Here is a 23,528-nt window from a genome sequence, read left to right on the forward strand (position 1 = left end):
GAACCGAGGGGGGACCGTGGAGCGGCGGCAGTGGAGGTACCCCGTGGTCGCCGCTCCACGGGCGGACGGTCCCGGCGTGCTGTCAGCCGAAGACGGCCAGGCTCTTGGCCTTGCCCCGCTGCTCCTCGACGAGGGCGAGGAAGCGGCCCCCCGGGTCGAAGACGGCGACGGGGCCGGAGCCCGCGTACTCCTCGGGCATGTCCAGCCGTACGCCGTTGGTGAGCAGCCGGGCGCGCCGGGCGTCGACGTCCCAGCGGCGGAACGCGGCGGCGGCGGCCTCGGCGACCGGCATCACGGTCAGCTCCTGCTGGAGCTGGTCGAGGGTGCGGGCCGCGTCCAGCTTGTAGGGGCCGACACGGGTGCGCCGCAGGGCGGTGAGATGCCCGCCGACGCCGAGGTCGGCGCCCAGGTCGCGGGCCAGGGCCCGGATGTACGTGCCGGAGGAGCAGACGACCGAGACGACCAGGTCGAGTACGGCCGTGCCGTTCTCGGCGACGGCCTCCCGGACGTCGTACACGCCGAAGGAGGAGACCGTGACGGGCCGGGCCGGGATGTCGAACTCCTCGCCCTCCCTGGCCCGCTTGTAGGACCTCACGCCGTTGATCTTGATGGCGCTGACCTTGGACGGCACCTGCATGATGTCGCCGGTCAGCTTGGCGATGCCGGCGTCGATGGCGTCGCGGGTGACTTCGGAGGCGTCCGTCGAGGAGGTGATCTCCCCCTCGGCGTCGTCGGTGAGGGTGTTCTGCCCGAGCCGGATCGTGCCCAGGTACTCCTTCTCGGTCAGTGCGAGATGGCCGAGGAGTTTCGTGGCCTTCTCGACGCCGAGGACGAGGACGCCCGTCGCCATCGGGTCCAGGGTGCCGGCGTGCCCGACGCGTCGCGTTCTGGCGATGCCGCGCATCTTGGCGACGACGTCGTGCGAAGTGAAGCCCGACGGCTTGTCGACGATGACGAGGCCGTCGGGCGCGGTGTGCTTCTGGGTCATTCGGCGGTGTCGTCCGTCTCGTCGTCCTCGTCCGGCTTGCGGTACGGGTCGGCGTCGCCGGCGTACTTCGCACCCGCGGACGCCTCGCGCACCTTCTCGTCGGACTGGCGCGCCTTGTCGAGGAGGTCCTCGATGTTCCGGGCGGTGTCCGGGAGGGCGTCCATGACGAAGGTCAGGGTCGGCGTGAACTTCACACCGGCGGCCCGGCCGACCTCGGAGCGCAGGATGCCCTTGGCGCTCTCCAGACCGGCTGCGGCCGCGTTCCGCTCCTCGTCGTCCCCGTACACGGTGTAGAAGACGGTCGCCTCCCGCAGATCACCCGTGACCCGCGTGTCCGTGATGGTGACGTGAGAGCCGAGCCGCGGGTCCTTGATCCCGCGTTGCAGCTTCTGGGCCACCACTTCCCGGATGAGGTCCGCCAGCCTCTTGGCCCGCGCGTTGTCGGCCACTGGTCCGTCTCCCGTTCTTTCCTGTCTGGGTCGTTCTCGGTTCGTCAGTCGTCTTCGCCGTGGAAGCGCCGCCTGACGGACAGCAGCTCCACCTCGGGGCGGGCGGCGACCAGCCGTTCGCACCGGTCGAGTACATCGCTCACGTGCGCCGCGTCGCCGGACACAAGCGCGAGGGCGATGACGGCCCTGCGGTGGAGGTCCATGTGATCCACCTCGGCCGCGCTCACCGCGTACTTGCGCTGGAGCTCGGCGACGATGGGGCGGACGACGGAGCGCTTCTCCTTCAGCGACCGTACGTCGCCGAGAAGCAGGTCGAAGGACAGCGTCCCCACGTACATGTGTATCCGGATGACCCGCCGGTACGGGATCGATGGCCCTGCGGTTGGGACAGGGACATCAAGAACGGTACCGCGTGCCTGCCGGTGGCTCGACGGGGTTTTCCCTTGCCCGCCCACCCGCCCGACATGGTTGGCCAGGAGGCACTGCCCCTGGGGCTCCGCCCCAGACCCCGGCGGGGCGCCGAGGCGGCTCCGCAGGAGAGGCAAACGGCCAGCCGGCCGACGCGGCGGTGCCGCGTCGGCCGGTCAGGGCGCCGTGGGTGTCACACCCGCGGCTTCTCGCGCATCTCGTACGTCGCGATGACGTCGTCGACCTTGATGTCGTTGAAGTTGCCGAGGTTGATACCGCCCTCGAACCCTTCGCGGATCTCGGTGACGTCGTCCTTGAAGCGACGCAGACCCTCGATGTTGAGGTTCTCCGCGACCACCTTGCCGTCGCGGATGAGGCGGGCCTTGGTGTTCCGCTTGACCTCGCCGGAGCGGATGAGAACACCCGCGATGTTGCCCAGCTTGGACGACTTGAAGACCTCGCGGATCTCCGCCGTACCGAGCTCGACCTCCTCGAACTCCGGCTTGAGCATGCCCTTGAGGGCCGCCTCGATCTCCTCGATCGCCTGGTAGATGACCGAGTAGTAGCGGACGTCCACGCCCTCGCGCTCGGCCATCTGCTGCGCACGCCCGGCGGCGCGCACGTTGAAGCCGATCACGATGGCGTCCGAGCCCATCGCCAGGTCGATGTCGGACTCCGTGACCGCACCGACGCCGCGGTGCAGGACGCGGATGTCGACCTCTTCGCCGACGTCCAGCTGGAGCAGGGAGGACTCGAGTGCCTCGACGGAACCGGAAGCGTCACCCTTGATGATCAGGTTCAGCTGCTGGACCTCGCCGGCCTTCAGCACCTTGTCCAGGTCCTCCAGCGACACGCGGCGCGTGCGCTTGGCGAAGGCCGCGTTGCGCTCGCGAGCGGCACGCTTCTCCGCGATCTGACGGGCCGTACGGTCCTCGTCGACCACGAGGAAGTTGTCGCCCGCACCCGGGACGTTGGTCAGGCCCAGGACCTGAACCGGCGTCGACGGGCCCGCCTCGGTGACGAGGTTGCCGTTGTCGTCGTGCATCGCCCGGACCCGGCCGTACGCGTCGCCGACCACCATGGTGTCGCCGACCCGCAGCGTGCCGCGCTGGACGAGGACCGTCGACACGGCACCGCGGCCGCGGTCGAGACGGGACTCGATCGCGATGCCCTGCGCGTCCTGGTTCGGGTTGGCCCGCAGGTCGAGCGAGGCGTCGGCCGTGAGGACCACGGCCTCCAGCAGGGAGTCGATGTGCAGACCCTGCTTGGCGGAGATGTCGACGAACATCGTGTCGCCGCCGTACTCCTCGGCCACCAGACCGTACTCGGTCAGCTGACCGCGCACCTTGGTCGGGTCGGCGCCCTCGACGTCGATCTTGTTGACCGCGACGACGATCGGGACCTCTGCCGCCTTGGCGTGGTTGAGCGCCTCGACCGTCTGCGGCATGACGCCGTCGTTGGCCGCGACGACCAGGATCGCGATGTCCGTCGACCTCGCACCACGGGCACGCATGGCGGTGAACGCCTCGTGACCCGGGGTGTCGATGAAGGTGATCTTGCGCTCTTCGTCGTTGACCTCGGTCGCGACCTGGTAGGCACCGATGTGCTGGGTGATGCCGCCGGCCTCGCCCGCGATGACGTTCGTCTTGCGGATGGCGTCGAGGAGCCGGGTCTTACCGTGGTCGACGTGACCCATGACGGTGACGACCGGCGGGCGGACCATCAGGTCCTCCTCGTCGCCCTCGTCCTCGCCGAACTCGATGTCGAAGGACTCCAGGAGCTCGCGGTCCTCCTCCTCGGGGCTGACGATCTGAACCGTGTAGTTCATCTCGTCGGCGAGGAGCTGGAGCGTCTCGTCGGAGACGGACTGCGTGGCCGTGACCATCTCGCCGAGGTTCATCATGACCGCGACGAGCGACGCCGGGTTGGCGTTGATCTTCTCCGCGAAGTCGGTGAGCGACGCACCGCGCGACAGGCGAACGGTCTCGCCGTTGCCGCGAGGCAGCATCACACCGCCGACCGACGGGGCCTGCATGGCCTCGTACTCCTGGCGCCTCTGCCGCTTCGACTTGCGGCCACGACGCGCGGGACCACCGGGACGACCGAAGGCGCCCTGCGTGCCACCACGACCGCCCGGACCACCGGGACGGCCACCGAAGCCGGGACGACCGCCGCCGCCACCGGGACCACCCGGACGGCCGGCGAAACCGCCGCCACCGCCACCGGGACCACCGGGACGACCGGCGAAACCGCCGCCACCGCCACCGGGACGGCCGGCGAAGCCGCCGCCACCCGGACGACCGCCGCCGCCACCACCGGGACGACCGCCGCCACCGGGACCGCGGCCACCGGGGCCACCGCCACCGGGACGCGGACCGGCAGCCGGACGCTGCGGCATCATTCCGGGGTTCGGACGCGGACCGCCGGGACCGCCGCCGGGACGCGGACCGCCACCCTGCGGACGGGGCATACCGCCCGGCGTGGGACGCGCGCCGCCCGGAGCCTGCGGACGAGGACCGCCCGCCCCACCCTGGGCACGGGGACCGCCCTGGCCCTGGCCCTGACCCTGCGGACGCGGGGCGCCGCCGGGGGCACCGGGGCCGCCCGGACGCGGGGCACCGCCCGGACGGGGCGCCTGCGGGCGCGCCATGCCGGTGGAGCCACCAGAGGTGAACGGGTTGTTGCCCGGACGGGGACCCGCCGGACGGGCACCGGAACGCGGGGCGCCGCCACCCGGACGCGAAGCGCCGGGACGGTCGCCACGGTCACCACGGCCCTGGCCACCCTGACCGGAACCACCCGGGCGCGGAGCACCCGGACGCGGCGCCTGGCCGGCCGGACGAGGAGCGCCCGGACGCGGGCCGGAGCCCTGGCCCTGCGAGGAGGCCGGTGCGGCGGGAGCCGACGGGGGTGCCGTGAACTCGGGCGTGGTCGGAGCCGGGGACGCCGGGGCGGGCCGCGGCGCGGGCTTCGGGCCCGGGGTGGGACGGGGGCCGGGAGTGGCCGGTGCGGCCGGAGCCGCGGGCTTCTCGGCGGCTGCCGGCTTGGGGGCCGGCGGGCGCGGGGCGGCCGGACGGGCAGCCTGCGCCGGAGAGGGGGCTGCCGGCTTCGCCGGGGCAGCCTTGCGGGCGGGGGCGGGCTTGCCGCCTCCGTTGCCCTGCTGGAGGGCGTCCGTCAGCTTGCGTACAACGGGCGCTTCGATGGTCGAAGACGCCGAACGGACGAATTCACCGAGCTCCTGGAGCTTGGCCATGACGACCTTGCTCTCTACACCGAACTCCTTGGCGAGTTCGTAGACCCGGACCTTAGCCACTTCGCTCCTTTGAGGTCCGGGTGAAGCCGGACCGTCGCTAGTTCATGGGCGTACTCATCGCGTACTCATCGAGTGCTCATCGCAATCTCGACCTGCTTTCGACTCGCGAGGTACCTACACCGCACGGGGTTCCGTGCGGCACGTTCTTACCGTGTTGCCTGATCGGCAACTGTTGTCTGCTCGACGTATCGGCGCAACGCCTTTGTGTCGAGCGCTCCCGGGGCGCGCAGTGCCCTCGTGAACGCCCGGCGGCGAACCGCCTGGTCAAGACAGACCGGTGTGGGATGCACATACGCACCCCGGCCGGGCAGCGTACCGCGTGGATCAGGGACACATGCGCCCTCGATCGCCACGATCCGCAACAGATCGGCCTTGGCCACTCGCTCCCGACACCCCACACAGGTGCGTTCAGGGCATGCCCGGGTGCGCGTCCGGCCAGACACCGTTAAGTCTACCTCCCCGTAGGCGCCTCACCCCTTTGGGGCAGGATTCGAACAGTTGCCGCGCCCGAACCTGTCGTGATCTGAACGACCCGCGGCTTGGATCTATTCCCCGGTCCGGTCCGCGGCCGGTTCGGTGTCCGGCCGGATGTCGATCCGCCAGCCGGTCAGCCGGGCCGCGAGGCGGGCGTTCTGCCCTTCCTTGCCGATGGCCAGGGACAGCTGGTAGTCGGGCACGGTCACGCGGGCCGACCGGGTCGCCATGTCCACGATCTCCACCTTGGAGACGCGGGCCGGGGACAGCGCGTTCGCGACCATCTCGGCCGGGTCGTCCGACCAGTCGACGATGTCGATCTTCTCACCGTTCAGCTCGCCCATCACGTTGCGCACGCGGCCGCCCATGGGGCCGATGCAGGCGCCCTTGGGGTTCAGGCCGGACCGGGTGGACCGTACGGCGATCTTCGTGCGGTGACCGGCCTCACGGGCGATCGCGGCGATCTCCACGGATCCGTCGGCGATCTCCGGCACCTCCAGGGCGAAGAGCTTCTTCACCAGGTTGGGGTGCGTACGGGACAGCGTCACGGACGGGCCGCGGACGCCCTTGGCCACCCGGACGACGTAACTGCGCAGCCGCATGCCGTGCGGGTACGTCTCACCCGGCACCTGCTCCTGCACCGGCAGGATGGCCTCGAGCCTGCCGATGTCGACGAGCACGTTCTTCGGGTCGCGACCCTGCTGGACCACGCCGGTGACGATGTCGCCCTCGCGGCCGGCGTACTCGCCGAGCGTCGCGTCGTCCTCGGCGTCGCGCAGGCGCTGCAGGATGACCTGCTTGGCCGTGGTGGCGGCGATGCGGCCGAAGCCGGTGGGGGTGTCGTCGAACTCGCGGGGCTCCTGGCCCTCCTCGAGGTCGTCGGGGTCCTCCTTCGCCCACACGGTCACATGGCCGGTCTGCTTGTTGAGCTCCACGCGCGCGTGGCGGCGGCTTCCCTCGGTGCGGTGGTAGGCGATGAGGAGGGCCGATTCGATCGCCTCGACCAGCAGGTCGAAGGAGATCTCCTTCTCCCGAACCAAGCCCCGCAGGGCACTCATGTCGATGTCCACGGCTACGCCTCCTCTTCCTTCTTGTTGTCCTTGCGGCTGAACTCGACCTGGACGCGCGCCCGGACGATGTCGTCGAAGGCGAGTCTGCGCGCGGTGGCCTTGCGGCCCTTGACTCCGGGCACCTCGGTGTCGACGCCCTCGTCGTCGACCTCGATGATCCTGGCGACCAGCTCGCCGCCCTCGGCCAGCTGGAACTTCACCAGCCGGTCCGTGGCGCGGACGTAGTGCCGGTGTTCCGTGAGGAGGCGCTCCGCGCCCGGGGTGCCGACCTCGAGGGTGTACTCCCCGTTGCCCATCGCGTCCGTCTCGTCGAGCTTCGCCGAGAGCTCGCGGCTCACATCGGCGATCTGGTCCAGGTCGGCGCCCGTGTCCGAGTCGACGACGACGCGCAGCACACGCTTGCGCCCGACGGAGTCCACTTCGATCTCTTCGAGATCCAGGCCCTGGGATGTGACGAGCGGTTCCAGCAGTTCTCGCAGCCTCTCGCTCTGGGTGGTGCTCATCCGGGTGACTCCTCGGCCGCGTGTGCTGTTGTGGGATGGGTCGCGTGTCTGGTCAAAGGGTATCCGGTCGCGGGGTGTGTTGCCGTCCACCCGGTGACGAACGGTGCCGCTGAGTGGTCCTGGGCGGGGGCCCGGGTACCGTGATCAAGGGCGTTCAGCCCTTTGAGTCGCTTCTTTCTCGTACGAGCCCCCGAGGACGTCTGACGTGCCGTTCCCCTCATCGCCGCGTGCCCGCTCGGGGCCGCGCAGAAGGACTCTGTTCGCCGTCGGTCCGGCGGCCCTCGTCCTGGCGGGCTGCACCGCCGGCGGCGAGGACCGAGGCGATCCGGAGGACGGCCCGTCGGCGGCGGAGCGGCGGGCACGCGCGCGTGCGGCGCGGGACAGCGAGGGGCTGGTGGAGCGGTACGACGCCGTGATCGCCGCCCACCCGGGGCTCGCCGAGCGGCTGCGGCCGCTGCGGGAGGCGGCCGTAGGGCATGCGCAGGCCTTCGGAGCGGGACCCGGCCGGAAGGCGTCTCCCTCTTCTCCCTCTTCCGCTGCCGCCTCCCCCTCGGCCGCCGCCGTACCGGGCGACGACAAGGACGCACTCGCCGGCCTCGCCGCCGCGGAGCGGGAGCTCGCCGACCGGCGGGCCAAGGCGCTGCTCGACGCGCCGGGCGAGCTGGCGCGGCTGCTGGCCTCGGTGGCGGCGGCCGGGGCGGCGCACGTGTATCTGCTGACGGAGGGTGGCGCGTGAGCGAGGCGAAGGACCGGGAGCTGCGGGCCCTCCAGGCGGCGCTGGCGGCCGAGCACGCGGCGGTGTACGGCTACGGCGTGGTCGGCGGGCGGATCGGCGACGGGCAGCGCGCCGAGGCACGCACGGCGTACGACGCGCACCGGGCGCGCCGGGACGCGCTGGTGCGCGAGGTGAAGGACCTGGGGGGCAGGCCCGTGGCGGCGGCCGCCGGGTACGCCCTGCCGTTCCCGGTGCCGGACGCGGCGGCGGCCGTGCGGCTCGCCGCCGAGCTGGAGGACCGGGTGGCCGCGGTCTACTCGGACCTGGTGCGCGCGGCGGGCGGCGGCCGGCGGGCCCTGGCCGCCGAGGCGCTGCGGGAGGCGGCGGTGCGGGCGGTGCGCTGGCGCGGCGAGAGCGTAGCCTTCCCTGGGCTCGCCGAGCGGGCCGGCACGGCCCCGCCCTTGGCGGCGCCGACGGCGTGACCCGGGCAGGGCACGCACCGCGGACAGCACGAAGGGAACGACTCGCGCATGGCTTTCGAACCGCCGAAGCGTCTGGTCAGGGCGCTCGGTGAGACGGCACCGGAAGGTGACGACTGGCTGGAGAAGCTGCCCGAGGCGGCGCAGCAGGCCGTCGCGCTACGCGAGTTGACCGTGGAGCGGGTGCAGGTGCCCGGCGGGCGCAGCAGCCTGGTCGTGCTGGTGCGGACGGCCGACGGAACACCCGCCGTGCTGAAGCTGGCGCCGGGCCGGGCTCGCCCGGAGGCGGAGCGGGCCGCGCTCGCGCACTGGGGCGGGCGGGGGGCCGTACAGCTGCTCGACCCCTTCACGTCCACGGGCGTACTGCTGCTGGAGCGGCTGCATCCGGACGTGTCGGTGCGGTCGCTGCCGGAGGCGAAGGCGCTGCTGGAGGCGGCGGGGACGCTGCGGCGGCTGTGGGTGGAGCCGCCTGCCGACTTTCCCTTCGAGACCGTGGCCGAGCGGACCGGGCGGCAGGCCGAGGCGATGCGGGCCCGGGCGCAGGCCGATCCCGAGGTGGCCCCGTTGGTCGGCCTGGCGCTCGCGGCACGTGAGGAGCTGCTGGCCGCGCCGCCCGAACACCGGCTGCTGCACGGCACGTTCCGGCAGAGCAAGGTGCTCTCCGGGGATCGGATGCCGTGGCTGGCCGTGGGCCCCGACCCGGTGGTCGGCGAGTGCGCGTTCGATCTGGCCCGGCTGGTCCGCGACCGGGTGGAGGACCTGATCGCCCAGCCCTCCGGTGCGGCGACGACCCGTCGGCGGGTCAAGCGGCTCGCGGAGTCGCTCGATGTGGACCAGGAGCGGTTGCGGGGGTGGACGTTGTTCCGGGCCGTGGAGTCGGGTGTGCGGGCGGGGCGGGTCGGCCGGCCGCGGGATGCCGAGTTGTTGCTGGAGTTCGCGGGCTGGCTGTGAGCGCTCCGGAGGGCCGGAGCGCTCACAGGGCACGGGAACTCAGGCCGTGAGCCGGGCGACGGCCTCCTCGACCGTCAGCTCCTCGCGCTCGCCGGTGCGGCGGTCCTTCAGTTCCACCACGCCGTCGGCCGCGCGCCGGCCGGCCACCAGGATCTGCGGTACGCCGATCAGCTCGGAGTCCGTGAACTTGACGCCCGGGGAGACACCGGGGCGGTCGTCGACCAGGACGCGGACACCGGCGGCGGCCAGCTTCCCGGAGATGTCGAGGGCCAGTTCGGTCTGGAGGGCCTTGCCGGCGGCGACCACGTGGACGTCGGCCGGGGCGACCTCCCGGGGCCAGCACAGACCCTTGTCGTCGGCCGTCTGCTCGGCCAGGGCCGCGACCGCGCGGGAGACGCCGACGCCGTAGGAGCCCATGGTGACGCGGACCGGCTTGCCGTTCTGGCCGAGGACGTCGAGCTTGAGCGCGTCGGTGTACTTGCGGCCCAGCTGGAAGATGTGACCGATCTCGATGGCCCGGTCGAGCACGAGGCCCGTGCCGCACTTCGGGCAGGGGTCGCCCTCCTGTACGACCACGACGTCGACGTACTGGTCGACCTCGAAGTCGCGGCCCGCGACGACGTTCTTCGTGTGCGTGCCGGCCTTGTTGGCGCCGGTGATCCAGGACGTGCCGGGGGCCACACGCGGGTCGGCGAGGTAGGTGACCTTGTCCAGGCCCTGCGGTCCGACGTAGCCACGGACCAGCTCGGGGCGGGCCGCGAAGTCCGTCTCGGTGACCAGCTCGACGACGGCCGGGGCGAAGTGCGCCTCGACCTTGTCCATGTCGACCTCGCGGTCGCCGGGGACGCCGACGGCGACGATCTCGCCGTCGACCTTGACGAGGAGGTTCTTCAGCGTGGCCGAGGCCGGGACGCCGAGGAAGGCGGCGAGGGTCTCGATGGTCAGGGTGTCCGGGGTCGGGATGTCCTCGGCGGCCGGGACGTCCGAGGCGTCCACCGGCTTCAACTCGTACGTGACCGCCTCGGTGTTGGCGGCGAAGTCGCAGTTCGGGCAGTCGGCGAAGGTGTCCTCGCCGGCCTCGGCCGGGGCGAGGAACTCCTCGGACCTGGAGCCGCCCATCGCGCCGGCGGTGGCGGCGCAGATGCGGTAGTCGAGGCCGAGGCGCGCGAAGATCTTCTCGTAGGCCTCGCGGTGCAGCGCGTAGGACCGGGCGAGGCCCTCGTCCTCGGTGTCGAAGGAGTAGGAGTCCTTCATCAGGAACTCGCGGCCGCGCAGGATGCCGGCGCGGGGGCGGGCCTCGTCGCGGAACTTGTTCTGGATCTGGTAGAGGATCACCGGCAGGTCCTTGTAGGAGGACGCCTGGTCCTTCACCAGCAGGGTGAAGATCTCCTCGTGGGTGGGGCCGAGGAGGTAGTCGCCGCCCTTGCGGTCCTGCAGGCGGAAGAGCTCCTGGCCGTACTCGTCCCAGCGGCCGGTCGCCTCGTACGGCTCACGCGGCAGCAGGGCGGGGAGCAGCACCTCCTGGGCGCCGATGGCGTCCATCTCCTCGCGGACGATGCGCTCCACGTTGGCCAGGACCCGCTTGCCGAGCGGCAGCCAGCTCCAGATTCCGGCAGCGGTGCGGCGCACGTATCCGGCGCGGACGAGGAGCTTGTGGCTGAGGACCTCGGCGTCCGCCGGATCGTCGCGCAACGTCTTCGCCAACAACTGGGACATGCGCTGGACCGGTACGTTCGCCATGGCTTTTCTGCTCCTGCTGATGGGGGTCCCCCCGCTCGAGCGAAGCCGAGAGTGGGGGAGAGTGATGGCAGGAGGTTATCCGGGGGGTACCGGACGGTGGAAATCGGTTAGCGGCGCAGGAGCGGGAGCGGGGCGCCCATCACCGCGTACGGCTTCGGGGCGCTCGGGAAGAGGACCTGGCGGGCGAGGTCCCGGTAGCCCAGCGAGCGGTAGAGCGCGCGGGCGGGGCTCTCGGTGTCGATCGCGGAGAGGATCGAGCGGGGTTCGGCGGCGCCGTCGGTGATCGTGGTGATCAGGGAGCGTCCGATGCCGCGGTTCTGGTAGGCGGGGTGGACGTGCAGTTCGGTGATCACGAAGGCGTCGTCGAGCCAGTGGTCCTCGTGGTTCGCTCTGAGGTACGGCTCCACGACCGTGGACCACCAGTGGGTGCGGTCGTTGGGCATGCCGTAGACGAAACCCACCAGGCGTTCGGCGGTGCTGGCTCCCAGGGCCCTGGCGCCCGGGTAGGTCATGTGGCGCAGGACGATCTGGCGGCGGACGGCGACTTCGTCGGGGCCGAGGCCGAAGGCTACGGCTTGGACGGCCAGGGCCTCGTCGACGTGGGCGGAGAGGTCGAGGGGGCCGATCACCAGGTCCATGGCGGGGAGCCTACAGGGGGGTCAGAACAGCACGCTCATGAAGGCGCCGACTTCCCGGAAGCCGACTCGCTGGTACGTCCTGCGGGCCGCCGTGTTGAAGTCGTTCACGTAGAGGCTGACGACCGGGGCGACGTCGGCCAGGGCGTAGCGCAGGACCGCTGCCATGCCGGGGGCCGCCAGGCCGGTCCCCCGGTATTCGGGGGCGACCCACACGCCCTGGATCTGGCAGGCGCGGTCGGTGGCGGCGCCGATCTCGGCCTTGAAGACGACCTTGCCGTCGGCGTCGAAGCGGGCGAAGGCGCGGCCGGAGCCGACGAGTTCGGCGACGCGGGCCTGGTAGAGCAGGCCGCCGTCGCCGGCCAGCGGGGAGACGCCGACCTCCTCGGTGAACATGGCCACACACGCCGGCATGATCTTGTCCATCTCGTCCTTGCGGACGCGACGGACGTAGGGGTCCGGGGCTATGCCGTCCGGCAGGCGGTCGGTGACCATGAGGGGCTGGTGGCGGCGCACGTCGCGGGCCGGGCCCCACTGGGGTTCGAGCAGCCGCCACAGGTCGGCGGTGGAACCGGCCGGGCCGACGATGGAGGAGCAGCGGCGGCCGGCCCGGCGGGCGCGGTCGGCGAAGGCGCGGACGGCGCGCGGAGTGGCGCAGATCGGGACGAGGTTGGCGCCCGCGTAGCACAGGGACGTCAGCATGCCGTCCTCGTACCAGCCCCACATCTCTCCGCCGAGCCGCCACGGGTCGAGGCCGGCGATCTGCACCCGGGACGTCACGAAGGCGTTCGTGACCGGCTCGCGGTCGAGTACGGCCAGCGCGGCGTCCAGGTCGCTCGGTTCGAGGACCCGGGAGGTGGTCTGCGTCAACACGTGCGGGGCCTCACACACTCGGGTCTGCTGGTCTCCGCACTATAGCTGCGCTGCTTGGGCCGGGCGCCTTGGAGCTCGGGAGGAACGGTTTGTTGGCGGGTGCGGGTCCGTTGTGGCTTGTCGCGCCCACGCGGCGGAGCCGCATATCGACGACAGCCCCGCGCCCCCAAAGGGCGCAGGGACAACCCGCGGCTCCGGAAACCTCAGCCCGCTACCGCCACCGACGGTTCGCCCGAGGTGACGCCGTCCTTTTCCATCTGCTCGGCCAGCTTCATGGCCTCTTCGATGAGGGTCTCGACGATCTTGGACTCGGGGACGGTCTTGATGACCTCGCCCTTGACGAAGATCTGGCCCTTGCCGTTGCCGGAGGCGACGCCGAGGTCGGCTTCGCGGGCCTCGCCGGGGCCGTTGACGACGCAGCCCATGACGGCGACGCGCAGGGGGACCTCCATGCCGGTCAGGCCGGCCGTGACCTCTTCGGCCAGCTTGTAGACGTCGACCTGGGCGCGGCCGCAGGAGGGGCAGGAGACGATCTCCAGGCCGCGCTCCTTGAGGTTCAGCGACTCCAGGATCTGGATGCCGACCTTCACTTCCTCGGCCGGGGGCGCGCTCAGCGAGACACGGATCGTGTCGCCGATGCCCTGGCTGAGCAGCGCGCCGAAGGCGACCGCCGACTTGATGGTGCCCTGGAAGGCCGGGCCCGCCTCCGTCACGCCGAGGTGCAGCGGGTAGTCGCACTGCGCGGCGAGCTGCTTGTAGGCCTCGATCATCACGACCGGGTCGTTGTGCTTGACGGAGATCTTGATGTCCCGGAAGTCGTGCTCCTCGAAGAGGGACGCCTCCCACAGGGCGGACTCGACCAGGGCCTCGGGGGTCGCCTTGCCGTACTTCTGGAGGAGGCGCCTGTCGAGGGAGCCCGCGTTGACGCCGATGCGGATCGGGGTGCCGTGGTCCCGGGCCGCCTTGGCGATCTCCTTGACCTTGTCGTCGAACTGCTTGATGTTGCCGGGGTTGACGCGGACCGCCGCGCAGCCCGCCTCGATCGCGGCGAAGACGTACTTCGGCTGGAAGTGGATGTCGGCGATGACCGGGATCTGCGACTTGCGGGCGATGGTCGCGAGGGCGTCGGCGTCGTCCTGGGTCGGGCAGGCGACACGGACGATCTGGCAGCCGGAGGCGGTGAGTTCGGCGATCTGCTGCAAGGTGGCGCCGATGTCGGACGTACGCGTCGTCGTCATCGACTGGACCGAGACGGGGGCGTCTCCGCCGACGGCCACGGATCCGACCTGGATCTGCCGGCTCTTCCGGCGCTCGGCGAGCTTGGTCGGAACGGACGGCATGCCGAGAGAAATCGCAGTCATCTGCTGTGCAACCCCAAGTCGTGGATCAAGGTCCGGTCCCGTGAGCAGCGGGCTCCGAGCTTCGAGATTACGGCACATGCACTGGCGCGGGCACATCCCACCCGCCTTGCCACCCGATGAGAGGCGGCCCGGCACAAAGTATGCCGAGCCGCCACGAACGCCGTATGACTAGGAGATTCTCACCGGGTTAACCACATCGGCGATCAGCACCAGGATCGTGAAGCAGATGAAGATCCCGGCGACCACGTAGGCGACGGGCATGAGCTTCGCCACGTCGAAGGGGCCGGGGTCCGGCCGGCGCAGGACCTTGGCGGTGTTGCGGCGCAGCGACTCCCACAGGGCGCCCGCGATGTGGCCGCCGTCGAGCGGCAGCAGCGGGAGCATGTTGAACAGGAACAGGGAGAGGTTGAAGCCGGCGACCAGCATCAGGGCCATGGCCAGCTGCTGGGTGGGCGGGATGTCGAGGGTGAAGATCTCGCCGCCGACGCGGGCCGCGCCGACCACGCCCATCGGGGAGTCGGCCTCGCGCGGGGCGCCGTCGAAGGCCGCGTTCCACAGGGCCGGGATCTTGCTGGGGAGGGCGGCGAGGGAGTCGACGGCCTCGCCGATCCGGTCGCCCATCCAGGTCACCGACTCGCCGAAGTCCTGTTTGACCACGCCGGTGGCGGCGCTGAAGCCGAGGAATCCGGCCTGGACGTACTGGCCCTCGACGATCTGGCCGGCGGAGTCCTTCTTGGCGACCTGGTTGGTGGCGATCTTCGCGTGCAGGGTGACGTCCTGGCCCTTGCGGTCGACGACGATCGGCACCTCCTTGCCGGGGTTGGCGCGGATCAGGTCGGACAGCTTGTTCCAGTCGTCGGTCCTGACGCCGTTGAAGGAGACGATCTTGTCGCCCGCCTTGAGGCCCGCGGCGGCGGCCGGGGCGGCCGGGTCGCCCTTCTCGCACTTGTCACGGTTCTCGCTCTGCGCGATGACGCACTGGGAGACCGAGCTGACCGTGGTGGTCTGCTGGGTGATGCCGAAGCCCATCAGGATGGCGAGGAACAGCGCCACGGCCAGGACCAGGTTCATGAAGGGGCCCGCGAACATCACGATCACGCGCTTCCAGGGCGCGCGCGTGTAGAACAGGCGGTTCTCGTCGCCCGGCCTGAGCTCCTCGTACGCGGCCGAGCGGGCGTCCTCGATCATGCCGCGCCACGGGGAGGTGGAGCGGACCTCCAGCCGGCCGTCGGGGCCGGGCGGGAACATGCCGATCATGCGGATGTAGCCGCCGAACGGGATGGCCTTGAGCCCGTACTCCGTCTCGCCCTTCCTGCGCGAGAAGATCGTCGGGCCGAAGCCGACCATGTACTGCGGCACGCGGATGCCGAACAGCTTGGCGGTGGACAGGTGCCCCAGCTCGTGCCACGCGATCGAGAACAGCAGGCCGACCACGAAGAGGCCTATGCCGAGGATGAACATCAGGGTCGTCATGCACGGGCCTCCGCCGTCTGTACCGCCAGTTCCCGGGCCCGGGTCCGCGCCCAGGTCTCCGCTTCGAGGACGTCCGACACGGTGAGTGAGGTTCCCGTACGCGGGGTGCCGTGCTCCTCGACGACCCGGGTGACGGTCTCCATGATCCCGTTGAAGGGCAGCGCGCCCTGGCGGAACGCCTCCACGCACTCCTCGTTGGCCGCATTGAACACCGCCGGGGCGGTGCCCGCGAGCTCGCCGACGTGCCGGGCGAGGTTCACCGACGGGAAGGCCTCGTTGTCGAGCGGGAAGAACTCCCAGGTCGAGGCCTTGCTCCAGTCGAAGGTGGGCGCCGCGTCGGGGACCCGCTCGGGCCAGCCGATGCCGATGGCGATGGGCCCGCGCATGTCGGGCGGGGTCGCCTGGGCCAGTGTCGATCCATCCGTGAACTCAACCATCGAGTGGACATACGACTGGGGATGCACGACGACCTCAATGCGGTCGAAGGGAATGTCGTAGAGGAGGTGCGCCTCGATGACCTCCAGGCCCTTGTTGACGAGGGTCGCGGAGTTGATCGTGATGACCGGGCCCATGGCCCAGGTGGGGTGCGCGAGGGCGTCCTCGACGGTGACGTGGGCCAGCTCCGCCTTCGTACGGCCGCGGAAGGGGCCGCCGGAGGCGGTGACGACCAGCTTGCGGACGTCCGCTCTGGTGCCGGCGGCCAGGGCCTGGAAGAGGGCGGCGTGCTCGGAGTCGACCGGGATGATCTGCCCGGGCTTGGCGAGGGCCTTGACCAGCGGGCCGCCCACGATGAGCGACTCCTTGTTGGCGAGCGCGAGGGTGCGGCCCGCCTCCAGGGCGGCCAGGGTCGGGGCGAGGCCGATGGAGCCGGTGATGCCGTTCAGGACGGTGTGGCAGTCGGACGCGGCCAGCTGTGTGGCCGCGTCCGGACCGGCGAGGATCTCGGGGAGCTGCTCGCCCGGGCCGTACTGCGCGGTGAGCGCCTCGCGCAGGGCCGGTACGACGTCCTCGCGGGCGACCGCGACCGTGCGCGCCCGCAGCCGGTACGCCTGCTCGGCGAGGAGGGCGACCCGGCCGCCGTTGGCGGACAGGCCGGTGACCCGGAACCGGCCGGGGTTGCGCAGCACGAGGTCGATGGCCTGCGTGCCGATGGACCCGGTGGAACCGAGGATCACCACGTCCTTCGGGCCGTCGCCCGCCACCGGGTCGTAGACGAGGTGCGGGTCGGCGAGGGGGGCTGGACTGTCGCTCATTCCTCCATTGTTGCCGTAAGCATCGTGTGTGAGGACAGCGCGTCCCCCTCGCGGGGGCGCGTGCCGTGCGGGCTCGCGCCCCTGGGGTGGCCGGTCAGCGGATCGGACGGTGGACGTTCTCCTTCCGGGACGGTCCCGGTGTCGCGTCCGCGATCCACGGCCCCTCGCCCGACGGGTCGACGATGCCGCGCTCCAGCCATTCGTACGTGCCCGACAGGACGCCCTTGACGACCTTGCGATCGAGGTCGTCGGTGTTGGTCCACAGGCGGTTGAAGAGCTCCTCGATCCGGATCCGGGACTGGCGGCAGAAGATGTCGGCGAGCTGGTAGGCCTCGCGGCCGTGGTCGCCCTGGCTGCGCAGTAGTTCGGCCCGGACGCAGGCCGCGCTCATGGCGAACAGCTCGGCGCCGATGTCGACGATCCGGCCGAGGAAGCCCTGCTTGGACTCCATCCGGCCCTGCCAGCGGGACATGGCGTAGAACGTGGAGCGGGCGAGCTTGCGGGCGGTGCGCTCGACGTAGCGCAGGTGCCCGGAGAGGTCCACGTCGTGTTTGAACTCGCCGTAGGAGGTGGGGAGCTGGCCCGGGCCCGCGACCAGCTTCGGGAGCCACTTGGCGTAGAAGGCGCCCGCGTTGGCGCCCGCCTTCGCCTTGTCGCCGAGGGACTTCTCGGGGTCGATGAGGTCGCCGGCGACAGAGAGGTGGGCGTCGACGGCCTCACGGGCGATGAGGAGATGCATGATCTCCGTCGAGCCCTCGAAGATGCGGTTGATGCGCAGGTCGCGCAGCACCTGCTCGGCGGGGACGCCGCGCTCGCCGCGGGCCCGCAGGGACTCGGCCGTCTCGAAGCCGCGCCCGCCGCGGATCTGGACGAGCTCGTCGGCCATCAGCCAGGCCATCTCGGAGGCGTACAGCTTGGCGAGGGCGCCTTCGATGCGGATGTCGTTGCGGTCCTCGTCGGCCATCTGCGAGGCCAGGTCCGTCACGGCCTCCAGGGCGAAGGTGGTGGCCGCGATGAAGGAGATCTTGGAGCCGACCGCCTCGTGGTGCGCGACGGGCTTGCCCCACTGCTCGCGGGCCGCCGACCACTCCCGGGCGATCTTCAGGCACCACTTGCCTGCCGCGACGCAGGAGGCGGGCAGGGAGAGCCGTCCGGTGTTGAGCGTGGTCAGGGCGATCTTCAGGCCCTGGCCCTCCTCGCCGATGCGGTTGGCGGCGGGGACGCGGACCTGGTGGAAGCGGGTGACGCCGTTCTCGATGCCCCGCAGGCCCATGAAGGCGTTGCGGTTCTCGACGGTGACGCCGGGCGAATTGGTCTCCACGACGAAGGCCGTGATGCCGCCCTTGTGGCCCTCGCTCCTCGGGATCCGGGCCATGACGACCAGCAGGTCCGCGACGACGCCGTTGGTGGTCCACAGCTTCACGCCGTCGAGGACGTAGTCGTCCCCGTCGGGCACGGCGCTGGTGGCGAGGCGGGCCGGGTCGGAGCCGACGTCGGGCTCGGTGAGCAGGAAGGCGCTGATGTCCGTGCGCGCGCAGCGCGGCAGGAAGCGCTCCTTCTGCTCCTGCGTGCCGAACAGCTTCAGCGGCTGCGGCACGCCGATCGACTGGTGCGCGGAGAGCAGCACGCCGATCGCGGGGCTGGCGGAGCCGGCCAGCGAGAGCGCCTTGTTGTAGTACACCTGCGTGAGGCCCAGCCCGCCGTACTTGGTGTCGATCTTCATGCCGAAGGCGCCGAGCTCCTTCAGCCCGTCGATCACCTCGTCGGGGATGCGGGCCTCGCGCTCGATGAGGGCCGCGTCGACCTTCGTCTCGACGAAGTCGCGGAGCTTGGCGAGGAACTCCTCGCCGCGCTGGGCCGCCTCGTCGGCCGGGAGGGGGTGGGGGTGGATGAGGTCGAGCCGGAAGCGGCCGAGAAACAGCTCCTTGGCGAAGCTGGGCTTGCGCCAGTGCTGCTCCCGGGCGGCCTCCGCCACCTCACGGGCCTCCCGCTCGGTGACGGCGGGACGGGAAGAGGGGGTGGTGGAAGCGGACATGAGGGCCACCTCGCCGCATATAGGGATGTTGAGGACCGTACGTTACCGATCAGCGCTACTGGATCGTTGGTACCCGAAACCGGACGCTCCCACCAGTCCTCGCGCGCCCGTTCAGCCGAAGAGGCGGAGCGCTCCCGGACTTGTCGGGGGGCTGACGACGGTGTTGCATCGGGGTGCCGGCCAGGAGTCGGGCTCGCCCCTGAGAAATAGGTATCGAAGCGCTTCGACAACCTATGGACACGTACTCCCGCTGGAGCTACTGTCGAACCACCCTCACCCACCCACATCAGCAACGCGCATTGTCGAAGCGCTTCACAAAGCTTGGAGAGCTGGATGGTCACCCTCGCCGAGGTCGCCCAGCACGCCGGAGTCTCGGCGAGCACGGTGAGCTATGTCCTCAGCGGCAAGCGGTCCATCTCCGCGACCACCCGGCAGCGGGTCGAGCGGAGCATCCGCGAGCTCGGGTACCACCCGAACGCCGGGGCCCGTGCCCTGGCCAGCAGCAAATCGAACATCATCGCGCTGATGGTCCCGCTGCGCACGGACATGTACGTGCCCGTGATGATGGAGATCGCCATCGCGGTGGCGACCGCCGCGCGGACGCACGGGTACGACGTGCTGCTGCTCACCGGTGAGGAGGGCCCGGACGCGGTGCGCCGTGTCGCCGGGAGCGGGCTCGCCGACGGGATGATCCTGATGGATGTCGAACTCGACGACGAGCGGCTGCCGTTGCTGCGCGCGACGGACCAGCCGTCCGTGCTGATCGGCCTGCCCGCCGACACCGCCGGACTGACCTGCGTCGATCTGGACTTCCGGGCGACGGGCGCGCTGTGCGTGGAGCACCTGGCGAAGCAGGGGCACCAGGACATCGCTGTCATCGGCGAGGCCCGGGCCGTCTACGAGCGGCACACCGGTTTCGCCGAGCGCACCCTCGACGGGCTCCGGTCCCGGTCCCGGGAGCTGGGCGTGCGGCTGCTGCACCGGCCGTGCGACGGCGGGTACGACGCGATGGCCGTGACGCTCGCCCGGATCCTCGACGAACGCCCGGGGACCACGGGGATCATCGTGCAGAACGAGTCGGCGGTCGAGCCCCTGCTCGCGCTGCTGCGGCAGCAGGGCCGGGCCGTGCCGGAGGACATGTCGGTGGTCGCGATCTGCCCCGACCAGGTCGCCACGCAGGCCTCGGTGCGGCTCACGTCGGTCGCCATCCCCGCGCAGGAGATGGGCCGGCACGCCGTGGAACACCTGGTCGCCAAGTTCGAGGGGCGCGGCAGCGACGACGTCGTGCTGATCGCGCCCGAGCTGACGGTCCGGGGCAGCACGGGACCGGCGCCCGCCCGGCCGTAGGCACACCCCTTCTCTCGTTCCCCTGACCACCGCCCTCCTCCCAGGGCACCCCATGCACGTCCGCACACCTCTGTCTGCACTCCCACAGGAGCACAGGAGCCCGCCTCGTGAATCAGCCTGCTGAAACCCAGCCCCAGGTGAGTCTGGCGCAGTCCTCCCCCACCGTCGGCACGTTCCGCGAGCGGGGCGGCGCGCTGGAGTGGAGCGGCCGCCAGGAGACCGTACGGATCGAGCCCTGGGGCCCGGACGCGGTCCGGGTGCGGGCCCGGCTCGGCGGCCCGGTGCTCGACGGGCTCCCGGGCGCGCTCCTCGACGAGGCCCCCGCGACACCGTCCACGGTGAAGATCGAGGACGGGCGCGGGCAGCTGACCGTCGGCGCGCTCACCGTCGAGGTGAACGCCGAGGGCCTGGTCCGCTTCCTGCGCACGGAGGACTCCGCCGAGCTGCTCGCCGAGGACCGCGCCCACTTCTGGTGGCCCGGCTCCCGCCTCTACACGGCCGTCGGCAACGGCCACCACCGCCTGGAGCAGCGCTTCGCCGCGTACGACGACGAGAAGCTGTACGGCCTCGGCCAGCACCAGCACGGGCGCCTCGACCAGAAGGGCCTGGTCCTCGACCTGGTCCAGCGCAACGCCGAGGTCGGCATCCCGGTGCTGACCTCCAGCCGCGGCTACACGCTGCTGTGGAACAACCCGGCGATCGGCCGCGTGGAGCTCGCGCACAACGGCACGCGGTGGGTCGCCGACTCGGCCCGGCAGATCGACTACTGGATCACGGCGGGCGACCCGGCCGCCGCCCAGCGCCGCTACAGCGCGGTGACCGGCCGGACGCCGATGCTGCCCGAGTGGGCGGCGGGCTTCTGGCAGTGCAAGCTGCGCTACCGCACCCAGGACGAACTCATGGCGGTGGCGCGGGAGTACAAGCGGCGCGGTCTGCCCATCTCGGCGATCGTCTGCGACTTCTTCCACTGGACCCACCTCGGCGAGTGGAAGTTCGACCCGAAGGAGTGGCCGGACCCGGCGGCGATGGTGCGCGAGCTGGACGAGCTCGGCATCAAGCTGGTGGTGAGCGTCTGGCCCTCGGTGTCGCCGCTGAGCGAGAACCACCCGGTCATGGAGCAGCGCGGCTACTTCATCGGCACCCAGTACGGCCCGATGGCGCACGCCGACTGGCCCGACAAGGAGGTCGCCTCCACGGTCCAGGTGGCCTTCTACGACGCCACCAACCCCGACGCCCGGGAGTTCGTGTGGTCGAAGGTGAAGGAGAACTACCTCGACCCGTACGGCATCACGGCGTTCTGGCTGGACGCCTGCGAGCCGGAACTGAAGCCGGGCTTCCAGGAGAACCTGCGCTACTGGACGGGCCCGGGCCTGGAGGTCGGCAACATCTACCCGGCCGAGAACGCCCGTACCTTCTACGAGGGTCTCGTCGCCACCGGCGAGGAGGAGGTCGTCACCCTCAACCGCTCGGCCTGGGCGGGCAGTCAGCGCTACGGCGCCGCCCTGTGGTCCGGCGACATCGGCACCGACTTCCCGACCCTGCGCCGCCAGATCGCGGCCGGCCTCAACACCGCGCTGTCGGGCATCCCGTGGTGGAACACCGACATCGGCGGCTTCCACGGCGGCGACCCGGACGACCCGGCGTACCGGGAGGTGATGGTCCGCTGGTTCCAGTTCGGCGCGCTGTCCCCGCTGATGCGTCTGCACGGCTTCCGCGACCCGGGCATGCCACTGGGCCCGGAGATGACCGGCGGCCCGAACGAGGTGTGGTCCTACGGCGAGGAGGCCGGGGCCGTCCTGGAGAAGTACCTGCGGCTGCGCGAGCGTCTGAAGCCGTACGTCCTGCGCGTCATGCGGGAGGCGCACGAGGATGGCCTGCCGGTGATGCGGCCGCTGTTCCTGGAGTTCCCGGACGACCAGGCCACCTGGTCGGTCGACGACTGCTATCTCCTCGGCCCGGACCTGCTGGTCGCCCCGGTGCTCACCGCCGGCGCCACCGCCCGTACGGCGTACCTGCCGGCGGGGGCCACCTGGACGGACGCGTGGACGGGTGAGACGTACGAGGGCGGCCGGTCGGTGACGGTCGACGCCCCGCTGGACCGCATCCCGCTCTTCCTGCGGGACGGGGCGCGGCTGCCCGTAGCGGAGTAGCCGCGTCGGAAGGGGTGGCCGGATCGATGGAGGTCTTCCGGCCACCCCTTTCGCTGTTCGGCCAACTTCCGTCCACCACAAGCGGGTTCGAGAGGATAGGTTTTCCTGCGTGTCCACGTCACCGCTCGCCCTCACGCTGGCGAATTGGCTGCTGCGGCCGGGCTTCGGCTCCCGTCGTGACCCGGACCGGATCTTCGACCGCATCGTGGTGGAGGCCGGTGAGGCGCCGGGAGACCGGGAGTTCGTCGACGGCTTCCGGTCGCTGCTGGGGTGGTGGGCGAAGGCGGAGAACCTCACCCCGGTCGGCTGGCAGTCCGCGCAGGCGCACGTCAGGCGGCATCTCGCCAACCGGGCCCGGGTGCGGCGGCTGATCGCCGAGCGTCCGGAGATCGAGCGGGAGCCGATCGAGAAGCCGGTGTTCGTCGTGGGGCTGCCGCGCACCGCCACCACGGTCACGCACTCCGTGCTGTCGATCTCGGACGAGCACCGGTGCCCGCTGCTGTGGGAACTGCTCGGACCCGACCTGGAGTTGCCGCCCCGGCAGCGGCGCGAGGCGATCACGGCCGGGCGCCGGCTGGTGCAGGGCGCGAACCTCTTCGCGCCGCGTTTCCGCGACATCCACGCGATGGCCGCCGAGGGCCCCGAGGAGTGCACGTTCGCGCTCCCGCACGCCCTGATGCCGTTCTCCCAGGCCCGTATCCCCGAGTACCGGGCCTGGCACTGCGAGCGGGACTTCGTCGCCGACTACCGATACCTCAAGCAGGTCTACCAGGTGCTCCAGTACGGCCGTCCGCGGCGGCGCTGGGTGCTGAAGTCCCCCATGCACCTGGAGAACCTGGACGCGCTGCGCACGGTCTTCCCCGACGCCACCATCGTGTGGTGCCACCGCGATCCGGTCACCGTCGTGGCGTCGTTCTGCTCGCTGATCGAGCACGGCATGGCCGTCAGCACCCGCCCGCTGGACCTGGCCGGCATCGGCGCCGCCTGGCTCGGCCTGCTGAGCCGCGCCATGACGCGCGGTCTCGCGGCCCGGGCCGCCATCCCGCCGGAGCAGCTGGTGGACGCCCCGTACTCCTGGCTCGGCTCCGACCCCGCCACCGGCGCCCCGAAGCTCTACGCTGCCGTCGGCGCCCCCTGGACCGAGGCCGACGCGGCCCGTCTCCCCGCGGCCGTCGCCCGCCCCCGGGGCACCCGCAAGCACACCTACGACCTGTCCCGCTACGGCCTGACCCGCGCCGAGGTCGAGTCGGCGTTCGCGGACTACAACGCGCTGCGGGCCGAGGTCGACCGCGCCTGAAGCTCGGCGCGGCC

At 71.3% G+C, this 23,528-nt stretch carries 20 protein-coding genes; 6 read left to right on the forward strand and 14 right to left on the reverse strand.

Translation table 11 applies throughout. The features are described 5' to 3' along the window. Positions 1-82: 82 nt before the first annotated feature. The 7 genes from truB to rimP form a co-directional block, all read right to left on the reverse strand. Entirely contained in the window at positions 83-988 is a 906-nt protein-coding gene (truB, locus tag ACIBNA_RS36860; protein ID WP_399169568.1) for a tRNA pseudouridine(55) synthase TruB, read from the reverse strand. Further along, positions 985-1,437 carry a 30S ribosome-binding factor RbfA gene (rbfA, locus tag ACIBNA_RS36865; protein ID WP_274820165.1) on the reverse strand — a complete coding sequence of 151 codons (453 nt, stop codon included), beginning with the start codon at positions 1,435-1,437 and terminating at the stop codon, positions 985-987. The genes truB and rbfA overlap by 4 nt, the downstream gene beginning before the upstream one ends. Before the next feature lie 44 nt (positions 1,438-1,481). Continuing rightward, positions 1,482-1,775 carry a DUF503 domain-containing protein gene (locus ACIBNA_RS36870; protein ID WP_399169569.1) on the reverse strand — a complete coding sequence of 98 codons (294 nt, stop codon included), beginning with the start codon at positions 1,773-1,775 and terminating at the stop codon, positions 1,482-1,484. Between the two features lie 263 nt (positions 1,776-2,038). After that, positions 2,039-5,158 (reverse strand): translation initiation factor IF-2, encoded by a 3,120-nt coding sequence (gene infB / locus ACIBNA_RS36875; RefSeq protein WP_399169570.1) that lies wholly within the window; start codon positions 5,156-5,158, stop codon positions 2,039-2,041. Positions 5,159-5,304: 146 nt separating this feature from the next. Then, positions 5,305-5,601, reverse strand: a complete 297-nt coding sequence (locus ACIBNA_RS36880) for a YlxR family protein (RefSeq protein ID WP_399169571.1) — start codon at positions 5,599-5,601, stop codon at positions 5,305-5,307. A 102-nt stretch (positions 5,602-5,703) separates the two neighbouring features. Further along, positions 5,704-6,702 carry a transcription termination factor NusA gene (nusA, locus tag ACIBNA_RS36885; RefSeq protein ID WP_399169572.1) on the reverse strand — a complete coding sequence of 333 codons (999 nt, stop codon included), beginning with the start codon at positions 6,700-6,702 and terminating at the stop codon, positions 5,704-5,706. Positions 6,703-6,704: 2 nt separating this feature from the next. Further along, positions 6,705-7,205: a ribosome maturation factor RimP gene (gene rimP / locus ACIBNA_RS36890; protein ID WP_399169573.1), complete on the reverse strand. Its 501-nt coding sequence runs from the start codon at positions 7,203-7,205 to the stop codon at positions 6,705-6,707. 205 nt (positions 7,206-7,410) lie between these two features. On the opposite strand from rimP, the gene ACIBNA_RS36895 reads away from it, so the two are divergent. The 3 genes from ACIBNA_RS36895 to ACIBNA_RS36905 are packed head-to-tail and all read left to right on the forward strand — an operon-like array spanning position 7,411 to position 9,350. Next, complete coding sequence (locus ACIBNA_RS36895) at positions 7,411-7,941, forward strand: hypothetical protein (RefSeq protein ID WP_399169574.1); 531 nt, start codon at positions 7,411-7,413, stop codon at positions 7,939-7,941. Next, positions 7,938-8,402 carry a ferritin-like domain-containing protein gene (locus ACIBNA_RS36900; RefSeq protein ID WP_274820152.1) on the forward strand — a complete coding sequence of 155 codons (465 nt, stop codon included), beginning with the start codon at positions 7,938-7,940 and terminating at the stop codon, positions 8,400-8,402. The genes ACIBNA_RS36895 and ACIBNA_RS36900 overlap by 4 nt, the downstream gene beginning before the upstream one ends. A 48-nt stretch (positions 8,403-8,450) precedes the next feature. Continuing rightward, on the forward strand, positions 8,451-9,350 hold the full coding sequence (locus tag ACIBNA_RS36905) for an aminoglycoside phosphotransferase family protein (protein WP_399169576.1): 900 nt from the start codon (positions 8,451-8,453) through the stop codon (positions 9,348-9,350). A gap of 39 nt (positions 9,351-9,389) precedes the next feature. Here ACIBNA_RS36905 and ACIBNA_RS36910 read toward each other — a convergent pair whose 3' ends face one another. From ACIBNA_RS36910 to ACIBNA_RS36940, 7 genes are all read right to left on the reverse strand, one after another. Further along, the gene (locus tag ACIBNA_RS36910; protein WP_399169577.1) at positions 9,390-11,090 is read right to left on the reverse strand and encodes a proline--tRNA ligase; all 1,701 of its coding nucleotides are present in this window, start codon (positions 11,088-11,090) and stop codon (positions 9,390-9,392) included. A gap of 107 nt (positions 11,091-11,197) precedes the next feature. Beyond that, entirely contained in the window at positions 11,198-11,728 is a 531-nt protein-coding gene (locus tag ACIBNA_RS36915) for a GNAT family N-acetyltransferase (protein WP_399169578.1), read from the reverse strand. Between the two features lie 21 nt (positions 11,729-11,749). Next, the gene (locus ACIBNA_RS36920; RefSeq protein WP_399169579.1) at positions 11,750-12,598 is read right to left on the reverse strand and encodes a GNAT family N-acetyltransferase; all 849 of its coding nucleotides are present in this window, start codon (positions 12,596-12,598) and stop codon (positions 11,750-11,752) included. 203 nt (positions 12,599-12,801) lie between these two features. Next, entirely contained in the window at positions 12,802-13,959 is a 1,158-nt protein-coding gene (gene ispG / locus ACIBNA_RS36925; protein ID WP_030853172.1) for a flavodoxin-dependent (E)-4-hydroxy-3-methylbut-2-enyl-diphosphate synthase, read from the reverse strand. Positions 13,960-14,127: 168 nt separating this feature from the next. Beyond that, positions 14,128-15,420, reverse strand: a complete 1,293-nt coding sequence (locus ACIBNA_RS36930) for a M50 family metallopeptidase (RefSeq protein WP_399169612.1) — start codon at positions 15,418-15,420, stop codon at positions 14,128-14,130. A gap of 8 nt (positions 15,421-15,428) precedes the next feature. Then, the gene (gene dxr / locus ACIBNA_RS36935; protein ID WP_399169580.1) at positions 15,429-16,685 is read right to left on the reverse strand and encodes a 1-deoxy-D-xylulose-5-phosphate reductoisomerase; all 1,257 of its coding nucleotides are present in this window, start codon (positions 16,683-16,685) and stop codon (positions 15,429-15,431) included. Positions 16,686-16,779: 94 nt separating this feature from the next. Then, positions 16,780-18,720, reverse strand: coding sequence for an acyl-CoA dehydrogenase family protein (locus tag ACIBNA_RS36940; RefSeq protein WP_399169581.1), 1,941 nt, complete (start codon positions 18,718-18,720; stop codon positions 16,780-16,782). A gap of 333 nt (positions 18,721-19,053) precedes the next feature. Here ACIBNA_RS36940 and ACIBNA_RS36945 point away from each other — a divergent pair, with 333 nt between their 5' ends. From ACIBNA_RS36945 to ACIBNA_RS36955, 3 genes are all read left to right on the forward strand, one after another. After that, positions 19,054-20,067, forward strand: a complete 1,014-nt coding sequence (locus ACIBNA_RS36945; protein ID WP_399169582.1) for a LacI family DNA-binding transcriptional regulator — start codon at positions 19,054-19,056, stop codon at positions 20,065-20,067. Positions 20,068-20,174: 107 nt separating this feature from the next. Next, positions 20,175-22,217, forward strand: coding sequence for a TIM-barrel domain-containing protein (locus ACIBNA_RS36950; RefSeq protein ID WP_399169583.1), 2,043 nt, complete (start codon positions 20,175-20,177; stop codon positions 22,215-22,217). A 109-nt stretch (positions 22,218-22,326) separates the two neighbouring features. Further along, positions 22,327-23,514, forward strand: a complete 1,188-nt coding sequence (locus tag ACIBNA_RS36955) for a sulfotransferase family protein (protein ID WP_399169584.1) — start codon at positions 22,327-22,329, stop codon at positions 23,512-23,514. Positions 23,515-23,528: the final 14 nt, after the last annotated feature.

Origin of the sequence: Streptomyces sp. NPDC050164 (genome assembly GCF_044459945.1) — a bacterium.
Lineage (GTDB): Bacteria > Actinomycetota > Actinomycetes > Streptomycetales > Streptomycetaceae > Streptomyces > Streptomyces coeruleorubidus_A.

Excerpts from the sequence above, each read along its gene's own strand:
- truB (WP_399169568.1), bottom strand. The coding sequence starts at position 988 with ATGACCCAGAAGCACACCGCGCCCGACGGCCTCGTCATCGTCGACAAG.
- ACIBNA_RS36870 (WP_399169569.1), bottom strand. The coding sequence starts at position 1,775 with ATGTACGTGGGGACGCTGTCCTTCGACCTGCTTCTCGGCGACGTACGG.
- rimP (WP_399169573.1), bottom strand. The coding sequence starts at position 7,205 with ATGAGCACCACCCAGAGCGAGAGGCTGCGAGAACTGCTGGAACCGCTC.
- ACIBNA_RS36905 (WP_399169576.1), top strand. The coding sequence starts at position 8,451 with ATGGCTTTCGAACCGCCGAAGCGTCTGGTCAGGGCGCTCGGTGAGACG.
- ACIBNA_RS36910 (WP_399169577.1), bottom strand. The coding sequence starts at position 11,090 with ATGGCGAACGTACCGGTCCAGCGCATGTCCCAGTTGTTGGCGAAGACG.
- ACIBNA_RS36915 (WP_399169578.1), bottom strand. The coding sequence starts at position 11,728 with ATGGACCTGGTGATCGGCCCCCTCGACCTCTCCGCCCACGTCGACGAG.
- ispG (WP_030853172.1), bottom strand. The coding sequence starts at position 13,959 with ATGACTGCGATTTCTCTCGGCATGCCGTCCGTTCCGACCAAGCTCGCC.
- ACIBNA_RS36930 (WP_399169612.1), bottom strand. The coding sequence starts at position 15,420 with ATGTTCATCCTCGGCATAGGCCTCTTCGTGGTCGGCCTGCTGTTCTCG.
- dxr (WP_399169580.1), bottom strand. The coding sequence starts at position 16,685 with ATGAGCGACAGTCCAGCCCCCCTCGCCGACCCGCACCTCGTCTACGAC.
- ACIBNA_RS36940 (WP_399169581.1), bottom strand. The coding sequence starts at position 18,720 with ATGTCCGCTTCCACCACCCCCTCTTCCCGTCCCGCCGTCACCGAGCGG.
- ACIBNA_RS36945 (WP_399169582.1), top strand. The coding sequence starts at position 19,054 with ATGGTCACCCTCGCCGAGGTCGCCCAGCACGCCGGAGTCTCGGCGAGC.